The organism is Culturomica sp. (assembly GCF_003524185.1).
Lineage (GTDB): Bacteria > Bacteroidota > Bacteroidia > Bacteroidales > Marinifilaceae > Culturomica > Culturomica massiliensis.
Window position 1 is genome coordinate 22229 of the sequence record NZ_DOED01000011.1, and the last position, 24915, is coordinate 47143.

Annotated in this window: 15 protein-coding genes; 1 reads left to right on the forward strand and 14 read right to left on the reverse strand. The window is 44.3% G+C overall.

All coding sequences use genetic code 11. From position 1 onward, the window contains the following. Nucleotides 1-13: 13 nt before the first annotated feature. The 10 genes from DD657_RS04500 to DD657_RS04545 all read right to left on the reverse strand — a co-directional run bounded on the left by DD657_RS04500 (nucleotide 14) and on the right by DD657_RS04545 (nucleotide 14598). Nucleotides 14-439 (reverse strand): MarR family winged helix-turn-helix transcriptional regulator, encoded by a 426-nt coding sequence (locus tag DD657_RS04500; protein ID WP_021988625.1) that lies wholly within the window; start codon nucleotides 437-439, stop codon nucleotides 14-16. A 285-nt stretch (nucleotides 440-724) separates the two neighbouring features. Next, nucleotides 725-1714, reverse strand: a complete 990-nt coding sequence (locus DD657_RS04505; protein WP_021988624.1) for an alpha/beta hydrolase — start codon at nucleotides 1712-1714, stop codon at nucleotides 725-727. Beyond that, nucleotides 1711-3477 (reverse strand): aconitase family protein, encoded by a 1767-nt coding sequence (locus DD657_RS04510; protein ID WP_068689301.1) that lies wholly within the window; start codon nucleotides 3475-3477, stop codon nucleotides 1711-1713. Before DD657_RS04510 ends, DD657_RS04505 begins: the two co-directional genes overlap by 4 nt. 5 nt (nucleotides 3478-3482) lie before the next feature. Continuing rightward, on the reverse strand, nucleotides 3483-4124 hold the full coding sequence (def, locus tag DD657_RS04515; protein ID WP_021988622.1) for a peptide deformylase: 642 nt from the start codon (nucleotides 4122-4124) through the stop codon (nucleotides 3483-3485). A 13-nt stretch (nucleotides 4125-4137) separates the two neighbouring features. After that, complete coding sequence (locus tag DD657_RS04520; RefSeq protein WP_287048689.1) at nucleotides 4138-4884, reverse strand: copper homeostasis protein CutC; 747 nt, start codon at nucleotides 4882-4884, stop codon at nucleotides 4138-4140. Nucleotides 4885-4921: 37 nt separating this feature from the next. Continuing rightward, nucleotides 4922-7279, reverse strand: a complete 2358-nt coding sequence (locus tag DD657_RS04525) for a beta-N-acetylhexosaminidase (protein WP_287048690.1) — start codon at nucleotides 7277-7279, stop codon at nucleotides 4922-4924. 110 nt (nucleotides 7280-7389) lie between these two features. Beyond that, the gene (gene lipB, locus DD657_RS04530) at nucleotides 7390-8070 is read right to left on the reverse strand and encodes a lipoyl(octanoyl) transferase LipB (protein ID WP_287048692.1); all 681 of its coding nucleotides are present in this window, start codon (nucleotides 8068-8070) and stop codon (nucleotides 7390-7392) included. A 160-nt stretch (nucleotides 8071-8230) separates the two neighbouring features. Continuing rightward, on the reverse strand, nucleotides 8231-9082 hold the full coding sequence (gene lipA, locus DD657_RS04535; RefSeq protein ID WP_021988618.1) for a lipoyl synthase: 852 nt from the start codon (nucleotides 9080-9082) through the stop codon (nucleotides 8231-8233). 310 nt (nucleotides 9083-9392) lie between these two features. Then, the gene (nth, locus tag DD657_RS04540; protein WP_021988617.1) at nucleotides 9393-10028 is read right to left on the reverse strand and encodes an endonuclease III; all 636 of its coding nucleotides are present in this window, start codon (nucleotides 10026-10028) and stop codon (nucleotides 9393-9395) included. Between the two features lie 175 nt (nucleotides 10029-10203). Further along, nucleotides 10204-14598 carry a hypothetical protein gene (locus DD657_RS04545; RefSeq protein WP_287048695.1) on the reverse strand — a complete coding sequence of 1465 codons (4395 nt, stop codon included), beginning with the start codon at nucleotides 14596-14598 and terminating at the stop codon, nucleotides 10204-10206. Nucleotides 14599-14726: 128 nt separating this feature from the next. Between DD657_RS04545 and DD657_RS04550 the strand changes: the two genes are divergently transcribed. Then, nucleotides 14727-16943, forward strand: a complete 2217-nt coding sequence (locus tag DD657_RS04550) for a RelA/SpoT family protein (RefSeq protein WP_287048697.1) — start codon at nucleotides 14727-14729, stop codon at nucleotides 16941-16943. A 56-nt stretch (nucleotides 16944-16999) separates the two neighbouring features. Here DD657_RS04550 and DD657_RS04555 read toward each other — a convergent pair whose 3' ends face one another. From DD657_RS04555 to porW, 4 genes are all read right to left on the reverse strand, one after another. Continuing rightward, nucleotides 17000-19333, reverse strand: a complete 2334-nt coding sequence (locus DD657_RS04555) for an OmpA family protein (RefSeq protein ID WP_287048699.1) — start codon at nucleotides 19331-19333, stop codon at nucleotides 17000-17002. Nucleotides 19334-19336: 3 nt separating this feature from the next. Beyond that, nucleotides 19337-20554, reverse strand: coding sequence for an alanine dehydrogenase (locus DD657_RS04560; RefSeq protein ID WP_021988613.1), 1218 nt, complete (start codon nucleotides 20552-20554; stop codon nucleotides 19337-19339). A gap of 17 nt (nucleotides 20555-20571) precedes the next feature. Beyond that, the gene (tsaE, locus tag DD657_RS04565) at nucleotides 20572-20988 is read right to left on the reverse strand and encodes a tRNA (adenosine(37)-N6)-threonylcarbamoyltransferase complex ATPase subunit type 1 TsaE (RefSeq protein WP_021988612.1); all 417 of its coding nucleotides are present in this window, start codon (nucleotides 20986-20988) and stop codon (nucleotides 20572-20574) included. Between the two features lie 399 nt (nucleotides 20989-21387). Further along, entirely contained in the window at nucleotides 21388-24906 is a 3519-nt protein-coding gene (gene porW, locus DD657_RS04570) for a type IX secretion system periplasmic lipoprotein PorW/SprE (protein WP_287048702.1), read from the reverse strand. Nucleotides 24907-24915: the final 9 nt, after the last annotated feature.

A 24915-nucleotide genomic window follows, 5' to 3' on the forward strand; every position in this document is an offset into this window, starting at 1 on the left:
GTAGTTATTAATCTTAATTCATCAAATCGGTCAATTTCCGTAAAACCCATACACAGGATTTTATTTCCTGCGGAGCAATTGTAAAAGTAAGGTCGGCATGCACCTGCTCTTCCACGCCAATCAAAGCCTTACGGGCTTCCTGTCCCTTCTCCGTTAACACCACAAAGTTATTCCGACGATCCTCCTGGCTCATCTTACGCTGTACAAAACCTCTTTTTGTCAAGGTATTCAGTAACTTGGTCACATTATACTTATCCTTCTGCAACCGTCTGGAAATCGTCTGCTGGTTGACATTGTCTTCTTCCCACAACACCTGAAGCAATTCAAACTGCTCCCGACTAAGATCATAACCTGCTTTCTGAAAAGCCCTGTTTAAAACTTTGGTATAGCCTCTTTCGGCCCTACTCAAATAGGATACCAATTCTCTGACGTCGTTCATTATCTATGTTGCATTTTATACTATACGCAAACATAACGATTTTTTTTAACACTTTTGTCTATTCAAAAGATTTTTTTCTCTTTTCTTTGCTTCCCGTCCCTATTATTCCCGGGTCTAAAAGACTTTCAGACTGGTTAATTCAAATTATCTGATCAAAAAAATTACACACTGGGACGGACTCATTTGTGTAATTTTTGATTTTTGATTTTAAAAACCTCCTTTTGGGTTAAATCTACACCCCAATCGTAAATCAGAAATCTTAAATAATTTTTCTCTTTCCCCGTCTTACTTCAAAATCATCTCCCTGAAAAAAGTAAAAGTTTCCTCTTCAACTTCCCGGAAAGAACCGGAGGTTAGTTCACAGGCAATCACATGGGCGCCGGCATTGGGGAATGCAATTTTTACCTTCCTGTCTTCGGGGGTACCCAGGGCATCATACATCCACAAAGCCGCTTTCACATCTATTGTCGGATCCTGGTGCTTTTTATCTTTATAATAATACCCTAAAAATACGGGCGCCTGCACTTTGGCAAATTCAGCTTCCGTCATACGGGCGTCCAGCAACTGTTGCAAGTAAACCGTTGCTTCCAGCCGGTAACTGCAATTCCAATACTGACATATTTTACTGTCAGGAGCATCCTCACTCTGTCTGTATTTTCCTCCATAGGCCAAGCGGGCGATTTGCAAGCCCCAGGGCCCCGACAAGAGAGGCGCAAACAGATTATTAATGCGTATATTCGGAGAATACAATATCAGTCCCTCCACTTTAGCCGGGAAATCGGCCGCCAACATCAAAGCCAAGGTACATCCGGTAGACGTCCCCATTATAACCACTTTATTTCCCAGATTGTGAGCTATTGCCAAAGCTTCACGGGCAGAAGCATACAAACGTTCGGGAGTCATATTCAAAAGGGCATCGTCCCCCTGCAACCCGTGCTCCGCCAGACGGGGCAAATATGCATTTACATGAAATTCACGGACGAAATCGTGAGTCACAGGATAAGCTTCATACCGACTGGCGGAAAAACCATGTAAATACAAAAGGACATATTCTGTCTTTTTACCAACACCATCTCCCCATAAAACAAGGCTTTGATTGTCCGGTTTCACGGCATAGGCAGCCTCCTGTTCTTCGATATAATTTACAATACGATCGGCAGCAATTTCGATACGAGGAAAATCCGTATTTAAAACAGGTTCCGGAAAACGAGGCCCGGCTAACCAGACAACTACCAGCAGAAGTAAAATACTCCCGCCCCATATCAGCTTTTTCATAATCCCATGATTCCTTTTTTAGCTATCATCTCCAGAATGATCGGATTGTATTCCGGAAGACAGTATTCTTTTTCATTGACATTCACTTTTCCGTCGGATATATCCACAATTACAGCATCTCCGGAACGATATGCCTCTATGATTTCCGGAGCGACGATAATCAACAACCCGTGATTTAAAGCCATCCGGAAAAAATTACGATTAACGGATTTCACGATCACGGCTTTTACCCCGGCTTCCACTAAACCGATGGCGGCATGTTTGATCAATTTACCGCAGCCGAAATCTTCACCTGCCAGAATAATATCACCCGATTCCACCCGTGTTGCAAACGAAGCATCCAAGCCGGCGAGCAAATGCGGGACCATCGCACGCGAATCCTCGATAGAAATCCGGTAAGACTGCTTTTCTTCAAACAACTGACCGGAAGAAATATGATTCACATCCGTATAATTCCAAACATATCCCCGTCTGCGGTCGTCACATTCATCAATCCGTACCGCTACAACGGGAGTCGCCCAATAACCGTATACCTCTCCCGAATATTCTACCTCTGCACTTAGCTTTCCGGTCAATGCAGTCGCGGCAACTGTTGCAGGCGACGCAATGTATTTCTCCACACCGACTTCCGACATCCGCTGCATGGAATTACTATTGGTGGTCGTAATAAAACGTTTGGTATCAGCATTCAGCATATGACTGCTTCCCAGACAAGGTCCGCAACTGGCACCCAACACGGAAGCACCGGCCTTCGTTATTTTATCTACAAGTCCTTCCTCCCGGGCCTGTATATAAATATCATAGGAAGCCGGTATAACGGAAAGCTGAAAACCGGAAGCCAACCGTTTTCCCTCCAGAATACGGGCCACTACCCGCAAATCTTCAATACGTCCGTTAGAACATGCCCCGATCAAACCCTGCTGAATTTCCAGCATTTCCGCTTCGGCAACACTCTTCACATCATTCAACTGATGAGTAACCATAACCAGCGGCATCACCTGTCCTAAATCCAGTGTAAACTCTTTGTGATAAACGGCATTCTCATCCGCCCATACCCCTTGTACGGCATAATCCCCGAAATAATCCGCCAATCTGTCGTCAGGCGGAAACACAGAGGTCTTCAATCCTGCTTCTGCCGATATATTGGCAATTGTCATCCGGTCGGAAATCGACAATTCTTTCACACCTTCACCATGATATTCGACAAGGGTATAATCCACATCCTCATCCCTCAGCATGCCCAGAATATGCAAGGCTAAATCTTTGGCATACACCCCTTCCCTGAACTTACCGGATAACGTAATTTTTACCGTCTCAGGTACCCGGAACCACATCTTTCCGGTCTTCCACAAATAAGCCGTCTCGGTTTTATTCAATCCGACGGCAAAACAGTCTAACGCACCTGCCGTACAAGTATGGCTGTCGCTTCCGACAACAACAAGCCCCTGGTGCAGAAAACCGGCTAAAACCTGATGACAGATCCCTTTATCACAATCGAAAAAATGCTCTACACACTGTTCTTCCATAAAATCATGGATGGAATTGTAATCCTGGATCATATTGTTTACCGTCCCGGTCATCTTACGGTCGAGAACAACCACCAAACGGTCCGGATGCAATACATTTTCTCCTCCCATCTTCTGAAACAGTTTCCGTACCCGGGCGGAATTATCGTGACTGAGTACGATATCAGGCTCGATATATACAATGCTTCCTGCGGGAGCATTCAATATTTTTTCAGCAAAAGTGCTTCTTCTCGTCATACACACTACTTTTTAACAGCTTTATCCGTAAACAAAATCCCTTTCAGATGATCTATTTCATGCTGGAAAACAACTGCGGTAAAACCCTTCACCGTATCCCGGCACACATTATGATTCACCTCATCAATATAACTGACAACAATTCGTTCGGAGCGCATCACGCTATCCCGGGCTCCGGGTAGCGACAGACAACCTTCAGGACCACATTGTTTCTCTTCCGAATACTGTATTATTTCCGGATTGATATAAAACTCAAAAGGTTCTCCCGCCTTATCAAACCGCTGCACAGCGATCAATTGTCTCGACACACCGACCTGCGGTGCTGCAATGCCAACCCCGGTATTAGCCGTATCCCTCACTGTCGCCAGCATACCTGCTTTCAACAGCCTGTATTCCTCTGTCTGTAACATTTCCGGAGTCAAAGCCAAAGCCCGGCTTCTAAGCAACAAAGAATCCTCCCCGTTATCTACCGTATACAACCGCATCATCTTTCCTTCCCGGGACCAGATGATCTGCTTTTCTCCCGGCGTAAAACCTTCCCGGCAACATCCGCCTGCTCCAATCAGATATACCATACTCCCGATAATCCATATATAGCGGGATATACGGGGAAAAACACAACTTGTTGTGTCCGGTTTTCTTTTCATTCGGTATCTTATATCAAAAATTTTGCAATATACTTTTTACATTCCGGATTTTTTCCACATCGCTATAGGCAATATCGTATTCCGGTATTCCCGGTACACCACCCATAAAAACAGCCGGATTCCGGAACGACATTTTACTGTCCCTGCTGCTTTTACCGCTCATATGCAATGCATTGACTCCCAAAGCAGCAATCGTAGCCGCATTAGCGGCACAAACACCGCTGCCGGCCATAATGTGAATACGCCCCTCCGCCGACTTTACAATCTCCCTGAGGGTATCGAATCCTTCCATAACCGTATTCCGGAGTCCCGATGTCAGTATCCGGTAACAACCGGCTTCGATAACAGCCTCCAACGCCTCTTTATAATCGTCCGTCATATCGAAAGCCCGGTGAAAAGTCACCTGCATAGGCAAAGCCAGCCTCACCAATTCTGCCATACGCACTTTATCGACCTTCCCGGCCCGGTCCAATATCCCCAACACGACGCCATCCGCTCCCGTCTCTTTGGCAAAGAGAATATCCTCCCGCATCTGCCTGTACTCCAAATCAGAATATAGAAAATCTCCTCCCCGGGGACGGATCATGACAAACAACTGCATATTCCCGGTAATTTCACGGGCCATCCGAATCGTTGCAGCAGAAGGCGTTGTTCCTCCGTCATACATTCCGGCACACAGTTCCACCCGGTCTGCACCGCCCTCTTTGGCTGCCAGACAAGATTCCAGGGAATATGCACATATTTCCAATTCTGTTTTCATAGATCATAAACTCAATATGAGGATTCCGTTTTATCTCTCAATTTTTGACCACAGCATTCCGGTCTGTCACTTTCAGACTCCTGATCTTCCCGGTAAATCCGTCCTCTGTATCCCCGATTTGTTCCAACGGGAAGACAAGAGTTTGTTGGATATACATCGTACTTTCACGGCCGTTCTTATCTTTTACAACCCGCTTTTTCCCCTCCAAACGCTGTTCCTGCTTCCCATCAACATACAATGTAGTACCTTTAGCATCCCCTTCTATCTTTATCTTCTGCCATTCGGCGGGTTTCAGCTGATAATCGAAAGTATAAAAATAACCGTCACGCCGGAACCCCAATTGTCCGCCGGCAGTATATACGACAACCGCATCGGGCGAACGGAACAGGACAGACTCCGTTGAATTTCCACTGGCAGGCGCAATCTCAAACTCAACCGCATAGTCATATCCGATTTCCTTTACCGGAGTACGAACCATTGTTTTACCGTTCAGCTTTAATCCTTCTGAATTTACAGCCTTTACGGGAATCATGCAATCATACCCATTCCCGGATAAATCTTTACCTTCCGTCGTTGCAAAACGATATTCCAAAACTGTAGCCCCGGCAGATTTTACCTTACCCATCAAATTTACTCCCGGTGCCTCTCTCAAATTTCCCGCTAAAGCGGCAAAAGCTTTATACGGAACTTCTGTACGTCCGGCCCACATTTTCTGTGCCAACACCTGCATCGCGGGAAAAGTCCGGTGATGCACATCTTTTTCGGAAATGCCGTTTCCGCAATGGTCGTTCCACACGGCAAACGTTCCGCCCAGAATTTGCGGGTGACCGGCAGGAAACAACTGATTCCCGATTTGTATGGGTTCCCATTTATCATACACTACACCTAAATTGAGGTAATCATGATAATATCCCGCAGCAGGCACGATATACAACCACCCGTCGGGCGTACTGATCAGCTCATATCCCTCTTTTATCATCTCCTTCGGATCGGCATAACCGTTGTACCAGACATTCATAATTACGTTTTCAGAAGTAACGGGAGTTTTGCCCTGCGCATGTGTCAATGCCCCCCAAAGCCGGGCCCGTTTGCCGAACCCCTGCACATATTTCAGATAATGGTTGGTAAATTTCCGGAAACCCTCCGCCTCTTCTTTAGCATATTCATCCGTACCGATATGTACTTCGGGACCGACAAACACCGGTTTGCTACCCCCGAGATATTCCCTGAACAAACTGTCCAGAAAGGGATATATTTCCGGATTCGACAAATCCAAATGATCCATACCGTATTTCCGGCTCCCCAACGATTTCCGGTAATGTGAAAATGCCAGTGAATGAGCAGGAACATCGATTTCCGGCACTACATTCACGCCATAATCCATTCCCTGTAATTGCAAATCCGTAAACTGACGCTTTGTATAAAAACCATCCTTGGCCGTCAGACCGGGAAACGTTTCACACTCCAGACGGAAAGCCGCATAAGTTTTGTCCCAATCGTTATCGAAAAATTGTATAAACCCATTATCGTTCAAATGCACATGAAATTCATTCATCTTGTAATAGGCCATAATTCTGACATAAGCCTGCAAAAATTCCAGACGGAAAAATTTACGGGCCACATCCAGCATAAATCCCCGGCGCGCATACTTCGGATAATCCCGGATTTTCCCGACGGGCAAACTCAAACGGCCATGTTCTGCAAGTTGTAACAAAGTGCGTGTTCCCCAAAATACACCTTTAGCAGCAACACCTTCTATATCCACCCGCTTTCCTATCGTCATGCGGTATCCCTCTTCCCCCAGACTACGATCGTCTGTTTTCAATGTAAGGTAGATATCTCCTTCACCAGGATTTCCCGTTTTCACCTCGTATTTAAGTCCACATAAAGTATTCATATCTTCAACCAGTATCTCCGCCGTTTTTTGTAATTCGCGGACATAGGCCGGATCAATAACGATAGTTTTCCCTTTTTCCAACAGGAAAACACCTTTTCCTCCACACCATTCCCGTATGGATGGTATCACTTCCGGACAAGCATTGGCATCAGCCAAAGGCGTACACTCTCCCGGAACAAGGGCGTCCAGATGAGTCACTTCCACTGTCTCTCCCGTACCCTGATTAGTAAGCGTAAAATAAAACCGTACATAAGCATCTGTCAAAGGTTTCCCGATATGTCCCTGTGCATCCACTACCGGCAAACGGTCCGTTCCTTTCAATTCCAAAACATACCCCTCCGGTACCGCCGGGAAAACCACCTGTTTATCACCGGCCTGAATACCGGGCATTTTCAATCCGTCGGCAATCCGCTGTATATTAGTTACTGTCAAAGTATCAACAGCAAACACATTCATTATATACAATATACAAATCGCTAAAAATATTCCTTTCTTCATACAAATGTTTTAAAATGCCCTATAAAAGCCGACAATTCATGTTTTACAAATTTTTATAGAGCAGATTGCAAAATATAATATCCATCAACGGATTTATCGATTCAATACACTCATATGATCTCCATGCCCATCACCTCCCGGAAACAGCGGAGAACAACCTGTTTTACCTCTTCCATGCTTACTTTATGCCCTAACTCTTTTTCCAGCGAAGTGACCCCTTTGTCGATAAAACCACAGGGATGAATATAATTAAAATAACTCAAATCCGTATTCACATTCAAAGCAAAACCGTGCATGGTAATATAACGGGAACATTTCACCCCGATCGCACAAATTTTCCGTTCCCTGCTGCTACCAGCCTCTAACCATACACCTGTAGCACCTTCCACCCGGCAACCTTCTATCCCATACTCCCGGATACTCCGTATCACCACTTCCTCCAGCTCATGAACGTATTCCTTTACTCCCCAGCCGAAATTTTCCAGGTCGATAACCGGATAGGCCACCAATTGCCCCGGACCGTGAAAAGTAATATCTCCTCCCCGGTCGACTTTTATAAACTCGGCATGCCTGACCCGAAGTTGTATGGTATCGATCAGCATATTACCCTCTTTTCCGCTTTTACCCAAGGTATATACAGGCAAATGTTCCACAAAGAAAAGGTAATTGGAAGTTACTTTTCCTTGCAGCTTCCGTTCCCTCGTTTCCTCCAGCACCTTCTCCTGCATTTCCCACACTTCCCGGTAACGCCTCGATCCTAAATCCTCATATATCGTATGTCTCTTTTCCATATTGAACTGATAAATTCAAACCTACCGTTTTTCATTCAAAAATGACATTATGAATCATCAAGCGAAAATTCAAACGCCTGATGCCTGTCCTTTGTCCGCATGCAGGACCATCGTTCTCACCAGCTTCTCTTCCGCGATTCTTACAAATCACCTTTCTGACTTATCTGACATGTTTCTCTGCATGATAGCTGGAACGCACCAATGGTCCGCTTTCGACATGTGTAAACCCTTTTTCCAAACCGATACGACGATATTCATCAAACACTTCAGGGGTAACATATTCCTTCACTTCCACATTAGATGCCGTCGGCTGCAAATATTGCCCGATGGTCATGACACGGCAACCGACACTTCTCAAATCATCCATCGTCTGCAAAATCTCTGCTCTTGTCTCACCTAATCCCAGCATAATTCCGGATTTCGAAACAACACCCGATTCCGATACCTGCCGTACAACCTCCAGCGACATATCATAGGTAGCCCGGCTACGAATAGCATTCGTCAAACGCCGTACAGTTTCCAGATTATGCGAAATAACTTCCGGACGGGCAGCAATAACTCGGCCGATTAACTCTTTCCTACCCTGAAAATCAGGTATCAACACTTCCATCGTAACCTCCGGATTCTCTTTTTTCACCGCTTCTATCACTTTCACCCAATGAGCAGCCCCCAAATCATCCAGATCATCCCGGTCAACCGAAGTAATCACTGCGTGTTTCAGTTTCAGTAACTTTACTGAATTCGCAATATTATAAGGCTCTGAGGGATCCAGAGGAGCCGGTTTTCCGGTTTTCACATTACAAAACTTACATCCGCGGGTACAGACATCCCCGCAGATCATAAATGTCGCCGTACCGCATCCCCAGCACTCTCCCTGATTAGGACACATTCCACTCGTACATATCGTATGTAAATGATGCTCCCGAACAATATTCAGTACATCTACCGAAAGCTGTCCCTTCGGTAATTTAATTTTTAACCATTCCGGCTTTCGCCTGCTATTACATGCCATATTATCTGTTTTATATTCTCCACTTTCCAAATTACAATATCTTACAAAAATAGAAAAAAGAATTTGTGAAATCTGAAAATTTAAAGATTAGCTGATGAACTATTTATTTTTATAATACAACGACACTGAAAACAAGCCTCGTATACAAAAAAACGGTACATCCGTTAAGATGTACCGTCTAACTAACCCCATAAACAACAATAATTATTCCCGTAATTATTACTCAGTTGCTATATGAAAAAAACTTTTAGTTGTTTGTAACTAAGATGCACAATTACGGGAATGGTTGCGTTCCGGTATAAAAAAAAATTTATTTTTTTTCAAAATAGCGGCAATAAGCCTTGATACCACACTCTTCACACTTGGGTTTCCGGGCCGTACAGGTATAACGCCCGTGCAATATCAGCCAATGGTGGGCCGTAGAAAGAATATCGGGAGAAATATTTTTAACCAGTTGTTTCTCGGTTTCCAAAGGAGTCTTAGCACCGGTTACCAAACCGATACGGTCTGCCACCCGAAATACATGAGTATCTACAGGCATGGCAGGACGATGAAAAGCCACCGCTTCGACCACATTAGCCGTTTTACGCCCCACTCCCGGTAAGGTCTGAAGCAACTCCATATCATCCGGTACGACACCGTTAAAATCCTCTACCAGCTTCTTCGACATAGCGGAAAGATGCTTGGATTTATTGTTGGGATATGAAATCGACTTTATCAGATCATAGATTTCTTCTACCGTTCCCTCTGCCATAGCAAAAACATCCGGGAAACGCGCGAATAAGGCAGGCGTAGTCATATTTACCCGCTTATCGGTGCATTGGGCAGACAATATCACGGCCACCAAAAGTTCAAAAGGAGTCTGATATTGCAATTCACTTTCCGCCACCGGCATATGCTCACTAAACCAGGCTATAAAACCTTTATATCTTTCTTTCGTTGTCATTTTCTTTTGTATTAAAATTATTAAACACGTTACCTCACCATTTACAATCAAACCTGCACACCCAATCGTAAATCAGAAATGGAAAGAATTTCTCCGTTTACCTCTCCTCCACCCTTGTATTTCAAATTTAAAATCGTAAATCAAAGATCGTAAATCAAAGATCGTAAATCATAAATCATAAACCCCCTTCTCCTATCCTTTTCAAAAACCGCTCTTTCTTCGAGTCCGGACAAAGTGTAATCGTATACAACAACTGCTTGTCTTTATCCCGGATATCCTTCTTATCAGCCTTTTCATTCTTAATGATCTCATTATATTCGGCACTGGAAGATAAGGCATACAAAGACTTATCGGAATATTCGAAATAATACCACATATTGTCATCGTAAAGATACATATAAATCTCATTTCCTGTTCTCCGCCGTATCAATTCCATCTTTATTTTCATCTCTTTTCCGACCGGTTTCTTCATAAACGACAACACCATAACTTTTCCGTTCGCTACATAACTTCTTTTCCCGGCATCCCAACTCAAAGACAACGAATCAAGGACAAACGTCTGATTCAGTGAATCCGGAATATTGTTACCGCTTCTATCCAATTGCTTATTCAACAACGCCATTTCTTTACGCCCGAATACAGCCGTCAGTTTGGAACGCAAAGCCGGCGATATCTGTATCCCCTTCAACTTTTTATCAGTCAAATCCCGTTGCAGCACGGCCTCCATCTTTCCCAACATCGGGAAATTAATGATATACAAAGCATTGTCTATATTCAATTGTTCTTCTCTCAGATTATACCGAATCTGTCCGGCAGTATTCTGATAGATTCCCGGAGCTTCCAAAGCTATATTCAAACGGCCGAAAGCCGATACGGTAGCTGTGGCGGGATCGTAGCACATCCGGTAATCTTTACCGATAAAGGTATCCCGGATAATGTATTTCTTGTCGTGCTTAGACCACACCATCTCCCCTTGTCCTCCGATAATTAATTCGTCATTATAAAAAATCCGGTTACTCTGGAAAGCGGCATAAGGTTTGACAATCTTATCGACATTCAGGAAAATTCCGTTGTAAATCCGCGCATCCTTATCGTTACGGTTCTCCACCTGTACAGGTATACGGATATCATTGGCCGCAAAATAAGTTTTCACCTTCAGCCAATTGTGTTTCAAAAATGAATCATCGGTAATCAAACCGACATAACCGTTGAAAAACAAATGCTTTTCCCTGGAAAACATCGTGATATTGCCTTTATAAACAATGCCTTCATTCAGATCAAAAAAAGCATTGTCAGGAATATTTACTTTCGCATAAATAAAACCGGACGTATCCGCTTTAATCTCCGTAAAGCGGATCACATTCCGTTTCCGGTCCTGATTGATATAATCGAAATCACCGCTACCGTCAAAAGTATACCTGCCCTTTAACTTTAAATCCACATTCGTCAGGGTTTTCGTCCGGTCGGTCAATTCACACAAAAACCGTCCTTGCTTGAATTCCTGAATATCCCCCAAACTACCGATAAATATTTTTCCTTCATCGGGGAAAAAGCGGCCGTTGGCCAAATCGATATGATTGACCCAGAAACATTGTATTTCACCGGTTGCCAGATTATATTTTGCAAGCGGAGCAATAAAAGTAAGCGAATCACAGGCCTTGTCTGTCGAAACGAATATATTCTTCCCCTGGTCGGGTATCCGTTTCTCATCGTCGATCTGCCAGATCCGGTGCAACTCTTTCTCATCCTCAATGCCGATATTCAAATAAGCCTCATCCATATACCACACAAAACTCCTGAAAGAACATTCGTATTTGTTGGACGGGAAATCGGCCTTATTGGCATCCTCATTATTCATAAACTTACCCTTATTCAATGCCAGATCGATATTGGCCTTTACATTGGCTGTATTCAACTGTATGTTCTTATTGCCCAGCGAGCTCAACTGCAAATCGGTATGTTCGGAAAGGATATTATGATCCTGTAAATGAAATAGCGTTGAAGAAAGACTGGCATCTTTCATCTCAATCGTTCCGGAAGCATTCATCCGGTCTTGATACACAAAAAGCGTTCCGGCATGTTTAATCCGGTCATTATACACACTGAAAGGTAAGGTTGTCGAAGTCGCCATCAGATTCTTATCTTTTCGAAGGTATTTAATCTGTACCTCTTTCCCCACAGCCCCCGGACGCCGGTCTGCGACAGAATCTACTGTAATCTGCTTCGTCGCTGTCATCATCGAATCCGGAGTCATCAATATATCGGAAGATTTAAAATCAGTACCGTTCATGGTAACAGCTCCATCTGCCCGGAATCCGTTCTGACTCATCGTAATGCGGCTTTTCAGATTTCCTTCTCCGTACAGCTTCAATCCGTTTCCCGGTGTCTCGTATTCCATTCCCAAAGCATTCCCCTTCATCAACACCAATGTATCGTTGATATCCGGTACGATATGAGACACCATCGTACCGCTGAAAGCATAACGGAACTTACCGGCATCATTGATATTCTTCAATGTATAAGGGCGGATCACAAAATAAAAACTATCCTGCTTATAAACTCCGTTTTGTATCTCCGGATCGTCGAAATACACATAAGAATCTTTCGTCGAGTTGAAAACCGGGAAATCGGGATTTTCTTTCCTTCCGGATTTGTTATCCGGTTTGTCGATGACGATATCGCCGGTTACATCCCGTATCAACGAGTTGATCCTTTCCCCTCTTTTTCTCGTCATGCGGTCCGTAAGATACATGCCGGTAGAATCGACATGTGTCAAATCCACCGTATAACGGTCATATGAAAAGAAAAGATTCGTCCCGTACATATCGAACATTCCGGCTTTCAGCTTACCGCTGAATTCCATATCGCGGTTCTTCATCATCACGACCGTTTTATCCGAAGGTTCCACATAGATATCTTTGGTCTCACTGATCGTAAATTTCTCCACACCGTAAATCTTCAGATTATAATTCCTTAAATCGAGTACGGCATTGATACGTCCGTTCTTCGGATGCGAATCGAAACGGATATTATCGTAATCCCGTTTCCCGACACGGGCCTCCGTATAAGCAAACAAACGGGGCTTTAGCGTCACTTCGTCCTTCTTTTCATTATAGTCCAGAAAATCCCGGTACGACAAAGAAATCAACTCCTTGCGCAACTGGTCTTCCGGTTTTTTCATAATCCCGGCATATTCTCGTATCGAAAATGTATTGGTTTCCAACTCGATTGCCGCTTTATGCAGACCGTTTAAAGGATGCACTTCATCCAGACCCTGCAGGTTATCGTAAATACGATCATTGAAAAAATTCAGGGATTCGACCTGTGCCTTGAAAAGTCCGGAGCGGCTGTTCATACTCATTTCCATATAACTGCTGTCTATCGGCCATATGATCTGCTCTACACTGAACAATATTTTATGAAAATCGTCCCTGAACGGCACATGAAGACTTTGTTCCGTAAGCCGCTTGACCGTTACCGTACGGTTCTTATCCATATAGACAAAATTGACATTCGGATGAAACAACTGTCCGGAATCCATATCCAGAACGATCCGTGAAGTCGCAGCCAGCACACGGCTCGTATCGATCGTAAAACGTTCCGAATAAACATACATATTCAAGGTATCGTTAGGCTGGATATGTACATAGGCCGGATTCTCTCCCGGTCCATACCCGGAAAACTTTTCCCCGGCATAAATAATCCCTCCCCGGTAACTGGCATACGGGAATAAAGAATCGATCACAATATCGGTTGCATACGACATAAAATAAGGATATTCCGCTTTTTTATTCCGGGCATATTTGGAGGCATTATCCTTTAATTTTCCCAAAATCGGCCGGCCATATTTGGCTTCGCAATGAAAAAGCACCGAATCCGCAGCATATTCGGACATATTCAAATCGATCGTGTACCTGGCCAGATCGGCCTTCAAAGAATCCACATCCGACCAATATACGCATCCGCCCCGGCCGCCCCATTTATTACTCTCCAAAAAATAAACCCCTTCTGTAGAAACGATACATATCGAATCTTTAGCCGTCTTACAGACAACCTCCGCCTCTGTATAGTCTATCCGTAGAGGAGTACCCCAAACCCAGCGGGCCTGTCCTTTGATATACCATCTGTGGGATGTCCCGGCAAACAGAAGATCGTCACACGCCAGCTTGCGGGTCGACTCCAGATATCTTTTTACCACGGTCCGTTTTTTATCCGGAGCGTTCAGAGCCTTCTTTATACCGGTCAGCCACACGTCTAAATTTTCCTTTTCCTGTTTTTTGCAAAATGCATTCACACACTCCGCAAAATCCCGGAGTTCTGCAACCGGAGACAAACGCAGTGTCTGCATATCCTGAAAGATAACACGGATACTGTCCTTCTCGTTTTCAGGCAAAAAAGAAGAAGTCCACGTCGCGATACAATCATCGATCAAAACTTTCTTTTCTCCGGAACGGACATCCTTAAATATTGTTTCCAACGACTGGGTTAAAGTCTTGGTATCCTGGGAAAAAACAGAAGAGCAGATACAGCAGCACCAAAGCAAGGAAAGGCAATATAAAGCGACACGCATACAAATTCTTTGTTTTAATTATTTTCAATAAAACTTTACAAAAATAGAATTTCTTACCCAATATTCTTAAAAAGAAATGTCTATTTTTGTCAGTGACACACTAACATGACTAACTATAAGGAATCGTGATGAGGGAATTACTATCCAACTACAATCCGCTGATCGGCGAAAAACTCGGGACATTACAGAAATCATGCCGTAACCTGTTGTCAGAAGAAGACATCCGGCTGGTAGAAAAAGCTTTTACTATTGCCATTCAAAACGGTACACCGCCCGAGACATCATCTGACGTTACACCTGTATTATTACCGGAACAGGAAGTTACTCGTATACTCGACATTGCCTACATTGTCACATCGGAAATCGGCTTGGGACGCACCTCTTTGATTTGTGCCCTATTGCATCAGTCTGTTGAAAAAGAACAAATCCGGCTCGACACCGTCACAGATATATTCGGTCAGAAAGTAGCACAAATCCTCGAAGGCCTCAAAAATATCAGTCATATCTATGCGACACAAAAAATTGTAGACTCGGAAAATTTCCGGAAACTATTATTGAGTTTTGCACAGGACATCCGTGTACAACTGATCTTTCTGGCGGAAAAACTTTATGCCCTCCGGGAAGCCGAACACATGCCTTCCGGGCAACAAAAAGCTCTGGCACAGGAAACAGACTACATTTACATTCCTTTTGCACACCGCCTGGGCTTGTATAACATCAAATCGGAAATGGAAGACCGCTCCCTGCGCTACTCCAATCCCGATATTTATGCCGAAATATCACGTAAACTGGCAGAATCGAAAGACGCCCGCGAAAAATACATTGCCGAATTTATCGCTCCCATCGTCGAAGAGCTGAACAAACGCAACATCCGTTTCAAAGTTAAATACCGGACGAAAACCATCGCTTCCATCCTGAATAAAATGCGTAAAAGCCAGGTGGAATTCGAAGAGATATACGATATTTTCGCCGTACGATTCATCATCGACAGCACAGGTGAAAATGAAAAACCGGATTGCTGGCGCGTATATTCCATCGTAACGGATAAATATACCCCTAATCCGCAGCGGCTGCGCGACTGGATCTCCGTACCGAAATCCAACGGTTATGAATCCTTACAAACCACCGTTTTAGGACCGGGTAAACGCTGGGTAGAGGTACAAATCCGCACCGAACGTATGGACGAAATCGCGGAAAAAGGTTTTGCCGCCCACTGGAAATACAAAGGAGGAAGCTCGGATTCCATCATCGAAAACTGGCTGAACGAATTGCGCGAAATCCTGGAAAGTCCGGAAGAGAATGCCATCGAATTACTGGACGACCTGAAACTGGATTTACAAGACAAAGAAGTCCATGTATTCACTCCCAAAGGAGACCTGATCACTCTTCCGGCAGGAGCCACATTGCTCGATTTTGCCTACGCCATACACACCAATATCGGAGGAAAATGCGTCGGAGGCAAAGTAAACCAACGCAATGAACCCCTGCGCTATCAACTCCGCAACGGCGATCAGATATCGGTATTGACCTCTTCCAACCAGCAGCCGAAAGCCGACTGGCTGAACTTTGCCGTAACCTCCAAAGCCCGCAACAAAATCCGGCAATACCTGAACGAAGAAATCAATCACCAGGCCAATATCGGAAAAGAATTGCTGGAACGAAGACTGAAAAACTGGAAGATCGATTTTACGGACGACGTCATCCGTAAACTGATGCAGCATTACAAATACAAATTTGCCCTCGATTTATACCAGGGAATCGCCATCGGCAAACACGATCCCACAGAGATCAAAGAGATTTTACTGCAGACAAAAGAGGAAGAAAAACCGGCAACCGCCGCAATTCCCAAAGATATACGCATTCATCCGAAAAAAATCAGCGAGGATGTATTGGTTATCGATAAAAACGTAAACAACGTAGATTATAAATTTGCGCGTTGTTGTAATCCGGTATACGGAGATCAGATCATCGGATTCGTATCCATCGGAGAAGGTATCAAAGTACACCGCCAACAATGTAAAAATGCCCTTGATCTGCAAAAACGCTATCCTTACCGTATCGTACAAGCCCAATGGACCAACGAGGGAGCAGCTTCCTACCAAACCGTTCTGGACCTTATGGGAAAAGATGAAATCGGTATTGTCAACCAGATCACGGAATTGATCAGCAAAGATCCCCGGGTAACCATGCGGGCCATTGCCATCAATTCAGGCGAAGGTCTGTTCGAAGGACACATCACTCTGCTGATCGACACCGCAGAACACTTGTCCCAACTGATTACCCGCCTGAAACACCTTCCCGGCGTCCTGAAAGTCCACCGCCAGGATTCCATGCTGGAACAATAAAAAAATCGTCTGACAAATTCAGACGATTTTTATTTCACTACCCGAATATACCCGTCTTAATTATAGCCCCGGACAAAGCAATCGATCCCCTTCTTTTTAAGGGCAGCGGCGGCGGCAGCGGCTTCTTCGCGGGTATCGTAAATGCCGGTGCAATAACGCACGCCCCCGTTGTTCACTTTTTCCGTGAATACAACCGGGAAATTATAGATAAGCTGGGGAACCGTTTTGAAAACCCCCAACTGAAGGGTAAAAAACGCTCCTTTCACACTCTTCAGATCCTTCAACCGGGTCTCGCCCACTTTCTGCACCTCTTCCGCTGTCCGGGCCACCAGATAAGGATTGTGCCGGGAATCGGGACCGGGCTTATAATTGGTACGTGTAACCTTAAACTCGATACGCCGGTTCAATTGCAAGGCATCTTCCCGCTGCTGTCCCCTCAACCGGTTTACAAAACGCTCCGTCAATACATCCCCCACTTTCAGAAAAGAATATGCCTTTGCCGTTTTCTCATCAATCTGCCTCGGCTGGGTCTCACCATAGCCTTTAGCTTCCAGCCGGTCCCAATATACGCCCTTGGAAATCAGATAATCCACGACCGATTGAGCCCGCTTTTCCGAAAGTTCGAGATTGGCCTTATCATTACCGATCATATCGGTATGGGCTGACAATTCTATCGCTATATTGGGATTGTCTTTCAGAATCGTCAATAACTCCTTTAAATTATCCATCGCATCCTGACGCAACTCCCATTTGCCGAGATCGAAATAAATATTCGGGATAACAATCGGTTTTTCGATCGGCTGCATTTCGATAAGCACCTCGAACACCCGGTCTCCCTTTTCCCGATAAGTCGATACCATCCCCTTTCCTTTCAGGAAACGGGGGTTTTCCGCCGCAAACACATATTCCTGTTGAGGCAAAACCTCCATCTGAGCCATACCCGTCGAATCGGTTTCAAGATATACGACACTACCATCGTCGCAGGTTACCGTCACCGCAACCTTAGGAATAGGCAACTCGGTCGTATTGTTACGGGCCAGCAATTTCACCTTCAATTGTTGGGGAATATAAGCAAAACTATAAATTTTATCATTCCGCCCCACCCGGGAAGAAGTGAAAAAACCCTCCTCCTTACCCGATCTGAACGTGATACCGAAATCATCGGCAAAAGAATTGATCGGAGCCGGCAAATGTTCCAGTTGCTGTTCTCCTTCCACCTCCTTTAAACAATAAATATCGAGTCCTCCGTAACCGTTATGGCCGTTGGAGGCAAAATACAACTCTCCGTTATCACGCACATAGGGATACATCTCATCCTTTTCCGTATTGATCAAATCTCCGGCATTCTGCGGTTCTCCCCATTTTCCATCCAGCCATTCGGCAAACCAGATATCTTTTCCGCCTTTACCGCCGGGTAAAAGATCGGTAGCAAAATATATCCGCGAACCGTCAGGCGTAACAGCGGGATGACCGACAGAAACCGAATCCCCGCATATCCCGGATTTCGACAACTTACCCCATATCTTCTTTCCGGTTTTCTCGTCTTCCGTGCGTTGAGCCTTGTAAATCCGGGTTCCCCGGTTTCTTCCTTCCACAACGCGGGAAGAAGTAAAATAAAGATCATTCCCGTCGGCAGAAAAACACAAGCCGCCCTCTCCTTTGGGAGACCAGAGTGAATCCTTGAGAACAGCCGGTTTCAGCCAGCGGGGTTCCGGGAAACGCTTTACTTTTACCTTACCTTGTTTATCGACCGTCTTAATTTCCTGTGTATATTCCGTCACATATATATGACAAAAAGCATCCCCGGTAACCGGGTCCGTTCTCTTCCCTTTCCGCTTCTCCTGCGGACGGCTGGAGGCAAAATACACAATATTATTGTCTTCCGGATAGAATACCGGGCCGAAATCTCCGTAACGCGAATTGAAATCTTTCTGTAATTCCACCGTATAACGGGTCTCTTGAGACAAATCCTTCATCAGCAACTCCACATAATATCTACCGTCTTTTGCCCGTTCGTCCTCCGGAAACAACTCTGCAAAACGCTCGTAATTTTCAAAAGCGGCATCAAAATCCCCCCTGCGTACATTCATCTCCGCCATTTTAAGATACGGATCAGGCAATTTCTTATTGGCCTGCACTGCCTTCCGATACCAATTGTGCGCATCGGCAATCTTGTTTACATCTTCCGTACAACGGGCGGCCAACATCGCGGCACGGGCCCGCAATTCAGGATTCCGGGCTTTATTAAACGCCTTGTCGTATTTGGTTTCTGCCTTATAATAACGTCCGGTTTCATAAATCACATTTCCCCTTCTTATATAATAGCGGGAAGAACAGGACGCACACACCAATACAATTAAAGTCAGTAAGAATGATAATTTTCCGATCATATCTTATAAAGCTGCTATCAATAGATTTATATCTCTGGAAATCAAACCGAATTTATCGGCAATGACTTCTTTCGTCAAAATTCCGTTATAAATATAGACTCCGTTCCGCAAACCGATATCCTGCCGGATGGCATTGGACAATCCGCCCTGGAGTGCTATTTTCTCCAACAAAGGCAAAAATACATTGCTGTAAGCGATCGAAGCCGTCCGGGCTACCCGGGAAAGCACATTCGGCACACAATAATGAACCACTCCCTCATACATATAAACGGGATGCTCATGCGTAGTAGGACCACACGTACCGATACAACTACCGTGATCGATGGAGAGATCGACAATGACAGCCCCCCTTTTCATCAACCGCACCTGTTCTTCGTTAACCACCATATCGTCATCATTATCGAAGCAACGCACTGCACCGATAAGCACGTCTGCCGTCTTCAAAGCCTTTTCCAAAACAGGACGATGCATCACCGACGTATAAACACGCTGCCCGAGGTGCTCGGTTAATTGTTGCAACCTGTTGACCGAACGATCGAATACTTTCACCGTAGCTCCGAGTCCCAACGCATTCCGGGCCGCATACTCTCCCAAAGTTCCCGCCCCGAGAATAACCACCTCCGTAGGTGTAATCCCACTGACCCCTCCTAAAATAATACCTTTCCCGCCTCCGGAATTACTCAGATATTCACTGGCAATCATAATGGCACAATTCCCGGCGATCTCGCTCATAATACGTACTACCGGATAAAAGCCGTCTGCATCCTTGATAATATCGAAACCGACTGCCGTCACTTTTTTCTGCATCATCTCGACAATCGCATCTTTACGCAGATCCACCAATTTCAAAGGAGAAAGAATAACCTGCTTGTCATGCATCAAACGGGCCTCGGACAAAGACACAGAAGTCGCTTTCATAACAATATCCGCAGTATAAACCTCTTCTGCACTCTCAACAATATAAGCTCCTGCGTCACAATATTCCGTATCCGAATAATGGGCATTCCCCCCCGCTCCCCGCTGTACAAACAGAGTATGCCCCATGGATACCAAAATCTGCACAGATTCCGGCGTCAGACAAACCCGGTTTTCACCTTTTTCCAATTCGTTGGGAATACCGATAACTAACTTTTTCTGTTTTCTCCCCAGAAAAACAGCTTTCTCCTGGCAAAACAACCATTCTTGCCCGACAGTACTGCATCTTTTATCTGTATCTCCCATAATTCTAAGGTATTATATTACATATCAACCTCTAACTCCCGGCTACCGTCAGCCAGTTCCCTAAAATAACAAGCCACCGTATCTTCCGGTAACAATTCGGCTATTTTCTCCGGCCATTCGATATAGCAAGGATTCCCGCTGAAAAAGTATTCTTCATAACCGAAATCCAAAGCCTCCGATATATCTTTTATACGATAAAAATCAAAATGGTATATCACTTTTTCATTTTCTGTCTGATATTCGTTCACAATAGCAAAAGTAGGCGAACTCACATCATCGACAACACCACTGCAACCGGCTATGGCTTTTACAAAAGTCGTTTTTCCGACCCCCATAGCACCATATAAAGCAAATATCTTCCGGTCACCGACATAGTCCAGAAATTTCCGGGCTGTCTCATTGATCTCTTCCAAACTACCGATAGTCCATTTCATAACTTTATCTCTGTATTTTTACATCCCCGCCCCCGGTCGTCCCACATTCAAATCATTTAAAACACTGTTTATCATTTACGATTTTTTGACCTTCTTTTAATCTAAAACCGGAACACCTCCATCTCCTTACAAATGCTTACCTGTAGCTCAATCGCAAATTAATAATTACACAACAAGTCCGTCCCAGTGTGTAATTTTTTACCATCAACTCCAAACAACCCCTCCATCTGCTCCAACCCTGTATTTCAATCAATCTGAAATCGTAAATCAAAAATCTAAAATCGTAAATCTAAAATCGTAAATCTAAAATCGTAAATTATCCCCCTTTTCCCAAAAGCCAGCACAAATCCTCCCTCACCCCAATCGTAAATCTAAAATCGTAAATCTAAAATTCATAAGTTATTCCAAATAATATTTTTTGAAAAACTGTAAATACTGTTCTATTTCTTTTTTCTCACACATGGTATCGAAATTACTGTCGGAAATAATAAAATTCCGGTAATCGACATTCCTCAAAGACCGGAACAACTTGCGATTATCGACCGCAGTCTGAAAATAACGCATAGCTTCTTCCTTATTCCGGAATCCGGACACCACCATACAATCGTGCTCATCGTCATACTTCACGTTATTTACCATCAATCCGGCAAAATTAAACTCTTCAAAAGTCGTCTTCAATTTAAAAGGATCGATCGTATTCGGATAAAACAATACGAATTTATGGGCAACACTCTTCGCATATACGAAATCGCCATCTCCGACACCGACTTCCCCGCTTTGATTCCGTTGATAATTATCATCGAAAAATTTCATATACTCTTCGATATTCTGATTCTCCAGTAAAATACCCAAATTGCTCTGCGTAATCGTAAACATATACGAAGATGTACCGGAAAGCCGGTCGAAAATCTCCTTATTGCGCGAAACCAATTGCAGATATTCCATAGACTGCACCTGCGTACCGACATTCTTCACCACAACCATCTCATACCGGTCATCATAAGTCTCTTTTTCCAAGGCAAAAGCAGGTTCTATACCATGCAATAATTCTGCCATTTTTTTCACATTCACCTGACGGTAAGGTACCATTAAGACAAAATCATGCTTTTCATCGGCCTCGTATTTAAACAAATGGGCAGCAGCCCCCTGGCGGCCTGTTATGATCTCTCCCTGACCCCGGTCGTCAAAATAATTCGTTACAAAGAAATCGACATATTGCTCTGCATTCTTCAACCGCTTCAATACGGAAAAATTCGTTTTACTGATTGCAAAAATACGATACCTGGCTCCTTTGAAATTTTTCAATAATGTTTTATCGACGGCAACCCGGTTTAAATACACGGCAGCCTCCCCGTAATTTGCAAAAGGCTCGATCTGTAATGCCGTCGTTTTATACCACAGATCCTCTTTCTTTACCTGATAATCCCCCTTTTCATCTTTCTGTTCCGCCTTCAAAGCCGCATTCAGGAAAGTAAGACGGGTTTGTAAATGCAACACCTGCATCGTCTTCATATCCTCGGGCAGAAGGATAACCACGCAATATTCCTCTTCCTTATTTACTTTATACGGATTTTCCCGGTCCTCTTCCGTATTCTCCGCATTCTTTTCCTCATCGAACGTCCAGTTACGCACCGACTTCAAATAGCGGGCATCATACATCTCGGCATCGGCATACAAAACCGGTTTATCCCCGACATCCATCGAAGCCAGTATTCCGTTGACAACAGTCTGAATACGCTTTGTCGGTTGGGCTGCCAAAACTTCATTCAAAGCAATCCGGGCCTCGTCAGCCGGTTGAAGATTCACGATACACATCGCCCGCAAAAACAACACATAACTGCTCATCTTACTCCCGGGAAACTGCTGTAAAATATCTTCACAACGGGCCAACGCCTCTTTGTAATATACATTCTGATACAACTCGTAAGCTTCCGCATACATCCGGTCGACGGTCCTTAAATCACTGTCCACCTTCTTAAAATATTCGGGATCTTGCAAGCCTTTGGCATAATCGCTGTCGGGAAATTTCCGGATCAGCTCGTCCTTTAACGTCTCCGCCTGGGAGGCTTTGCCGGCTTTTCCCGCCGCTTCATACGCCAGATAATAAACCAACGTGATATTGCCGCTCTCCGGGAAACGGGAGATAAAAGCAGTAAAGCAATCCAATGCTTTTTCCGGATCATTGAATTTATAAAGATACACTTCTCCCGCCTTATAATAGGCATCCTCTATTTTCTTATTGGAAGCGGTCATCTGCTCTTCCGTCAAAGGAATATCTTCGAGATAATAATCACGGCTGGTAATATCCGCCTTCTTTACCGTACCTTCTCCTTCCTCTGCCAATACTTCCGATTCTTCCGTAAAATCGACCATGGCTTTGTTCTGCCGTCTCCAGTTATCTTCCAGTTTACGGCGTCCCCACTTCCGCTTAAAGTCATTTTTCCCCAATGAAATCGTCATCGGATTATAAAAATACCAGTCGCCTCCGCTTCCGGAAGAAGATTGGTTATAAGTATTTCCCCGGCTCAACATATCGTTGCGCTGGAAAAAATTACGCTCGAGCATAGCCTGCTGCTCTATTTCTTTTTGCCGTTTTTCCTCATCCTTAATATCCTGGATAATCCCGTCGATTATATTATTCCGTTCCGCATCCGACAAGCCAGCCAGACGTTGTAAACTATCCTGCCGCTGAATGGTATTCAAATTCGTTACCAGTTCCGTCAAATCGCCCACCAGCGTCTTCAACTGCTCATAACCTTCAATCCGGGAATCCATAAAATACATACAGGAATCGTAACAGCTTTGAGCCGGTACATACTGCCGTTCTTTGTAATAATAACCGCCCAACTTCAAAAACGACAAAGACTTCTGGTTATCGTTGTCTATACTGGATTTTACAGACTTCCAATACAAATCGATAGCAGCCTCCTCATTTCCTTTCTTTTCTTCTATATTGGCCAAAGCATAGTATATACGGTCCTGGTATTCCTCATTCCGGGAATCTTTCAACATCTTATTCAATTTCTTCTTCACACTTTCATCTCCGGCCTGGTAAGCCAATGCCATATTGATCTTGGCATTGAAAACCATTTCGTAATTGAAGTTAAACCGAACCGCTTTCTTTAAGGCAGCCATCGCCTGCGCATCCTGATTCTCTTTGAGATATAGCTGGGAAAGCATAAAATTGTAACGGGGCTTACGCTTCATACTCTTACACACACCGAGCAAATTCTCCGCCTCCCGGATGGCCTGCGGATACTGTGCCTGCCTGACATAAAAATCGGTACGGGCAGCCGCATACATCTCTCTTTGCCGACGTTTCAATTTAGCCCCCTCGAGAGAGGCGAGGTATTGTACCGCTTCATCGTAACGTCCCATCTCGGTCAGGTTCCGGAACATCCACAGATCTACCTCTGTCATCAAAGCCTTATCTTCCGGATACTGCCGCTGAATATAACGGAACGTATTGCCCGCCATGTTATATTTCTCTTTGTAAAAATAGGCTTTACCTAATAGCAAATAACATTTGGCAATCTGATCGTTAAACTCTTTCTTTTTACGGAAAGTCTCGTAATTCTTTGAATTCTTATTCCGCCGTCTCTTCGGTTTTGCTGTGATCGAATGCTTATCGATAGCCTTTACGGCTTTTTCAATCGCATAATCCATATCACTGCCGCCGATAGCCCTGGTCTGTTCATTATTGGAAACAAATACCGGCAATAAATTAGTATAATCCTCCTTGTGGTTTTGTTCCATCTTTTTCACACCGCCCTTCAACGCCTCATCTCCGTTAAAATATACATTATAACGAGTTGTCAACCGGTGATATTGCCGGGTAAAAAAGTTATTCTTTTTAGTAGAGCAGCCCGTCAGTGCAAACACCAAAACAGCTAATGATATATAAAAAATAGACTTCATTGAATATCG

Excerpts from the sequence above, each read along its gene's own strand:
- lipB (WP_287048692.1), bottom strand. The coding sequence starts at position 8,070 with ATGGAAAAGAGACATACGATATATGAGGATTTAGGATCGAGGCGTTAC.
- porW (WP_287048702.1), bottom strand. The coding sequence starts at position 24,906 with ATGAAGTCTATTTTTTATATATCATTAGCTGTTTTGGTGTTTGCACTG.
- DD657_RS04505 (WP_021988624.1), bottom strand. The coding sequence starts at position 1,714 with ATGAAAAAGCTGATATGGGGCGGGAGTATTTTACTTCTGCTGGTAGTT.
- DD657_RS04560 (WP_021988613.1), bottom strand. The coding sequence starts at position 20,554 with ATGGGAGATACAGATAAAAGATGCAGTACTGTCGGGCAAGAATGGTTG.
- DD657_RS04510 (WP_068689301.1), bottom strand. The coding sequence starts at position 3,477 with ATGACGAGAAGAAGCACTTTTGCTGAAAAAATATTGAATGCTCCCGCA.
- lipA (WP_021988618.1), bottom strand. The coding sequence starts at position 9,082 with ATGGCATGTAATAGCAGGCGAAAGCCGGAATGGTTAAAAATTAAATTA.
- DD657_RS04545 (WP_287048695.1), bottom strand. The coding sequence starts at position 14,598 with ATGCGTGTCGCTTTATATTGCCTTTCCTTGCTTTGGTGCTGCTGTATC.
- DD657_RS04550 (WP_287048697.1), top strand. The coding sequence starts at position 14,727 with ATGAGGGAATTACTATCCAACTACAATCCGCTGATCGGCGAAAAACTC.
- DD657_RS04525 (WP_287048690.1), bottom strand. The coding sequence starts at position 7,279 with ATGAAGAAAGGAATATTTTTAGCGATTTGTATATTGTATATAATGAAT.
- DD657_RS04555 (WP_287048699.1), bottom strand. The coding sequence starts at position 19,333 with ATGATCGGAAAATTATCATTCTTACTGACTTTAATTGTATTGGTGTGT.
- DD657_RS04500 (WP_021988625.1), bottom strand. The coding sequence starts at position 439 with ATGAACGACGTCAGAGAATTGGTATCCTATTTGAGTAGGGCCGAAAGA.
- DD657_RS04520 (WP_287048689.1), bottom strand. The coding sequence starts at position 4,884 with ATGAAAACAGAATTGGAAATATGTGCATATTCCCTGGAATCTTGTCTG.
- tsaE (WP_021988612.1), bottom strand. The coding sequence starts at position 20,988 with ATGAAATGGACTATCGGTAGTTTGGAAGAGATCAATGAGACAGCCCGG.
- nth (WP_021988617.1), bottom strand. The coding sequence starts at position 10,028 with ATGACAACGAAAGAAAGATATAAAGGTTTTATAGCCTGGTTTAGTGAG.
- def (WP_021988622.1), bottom strand. The coding sequence starts at position 4,124 with ATGAAAAGAAAACCGGACACAACAAGTTGTGTTTTTCCCCGTATATCC.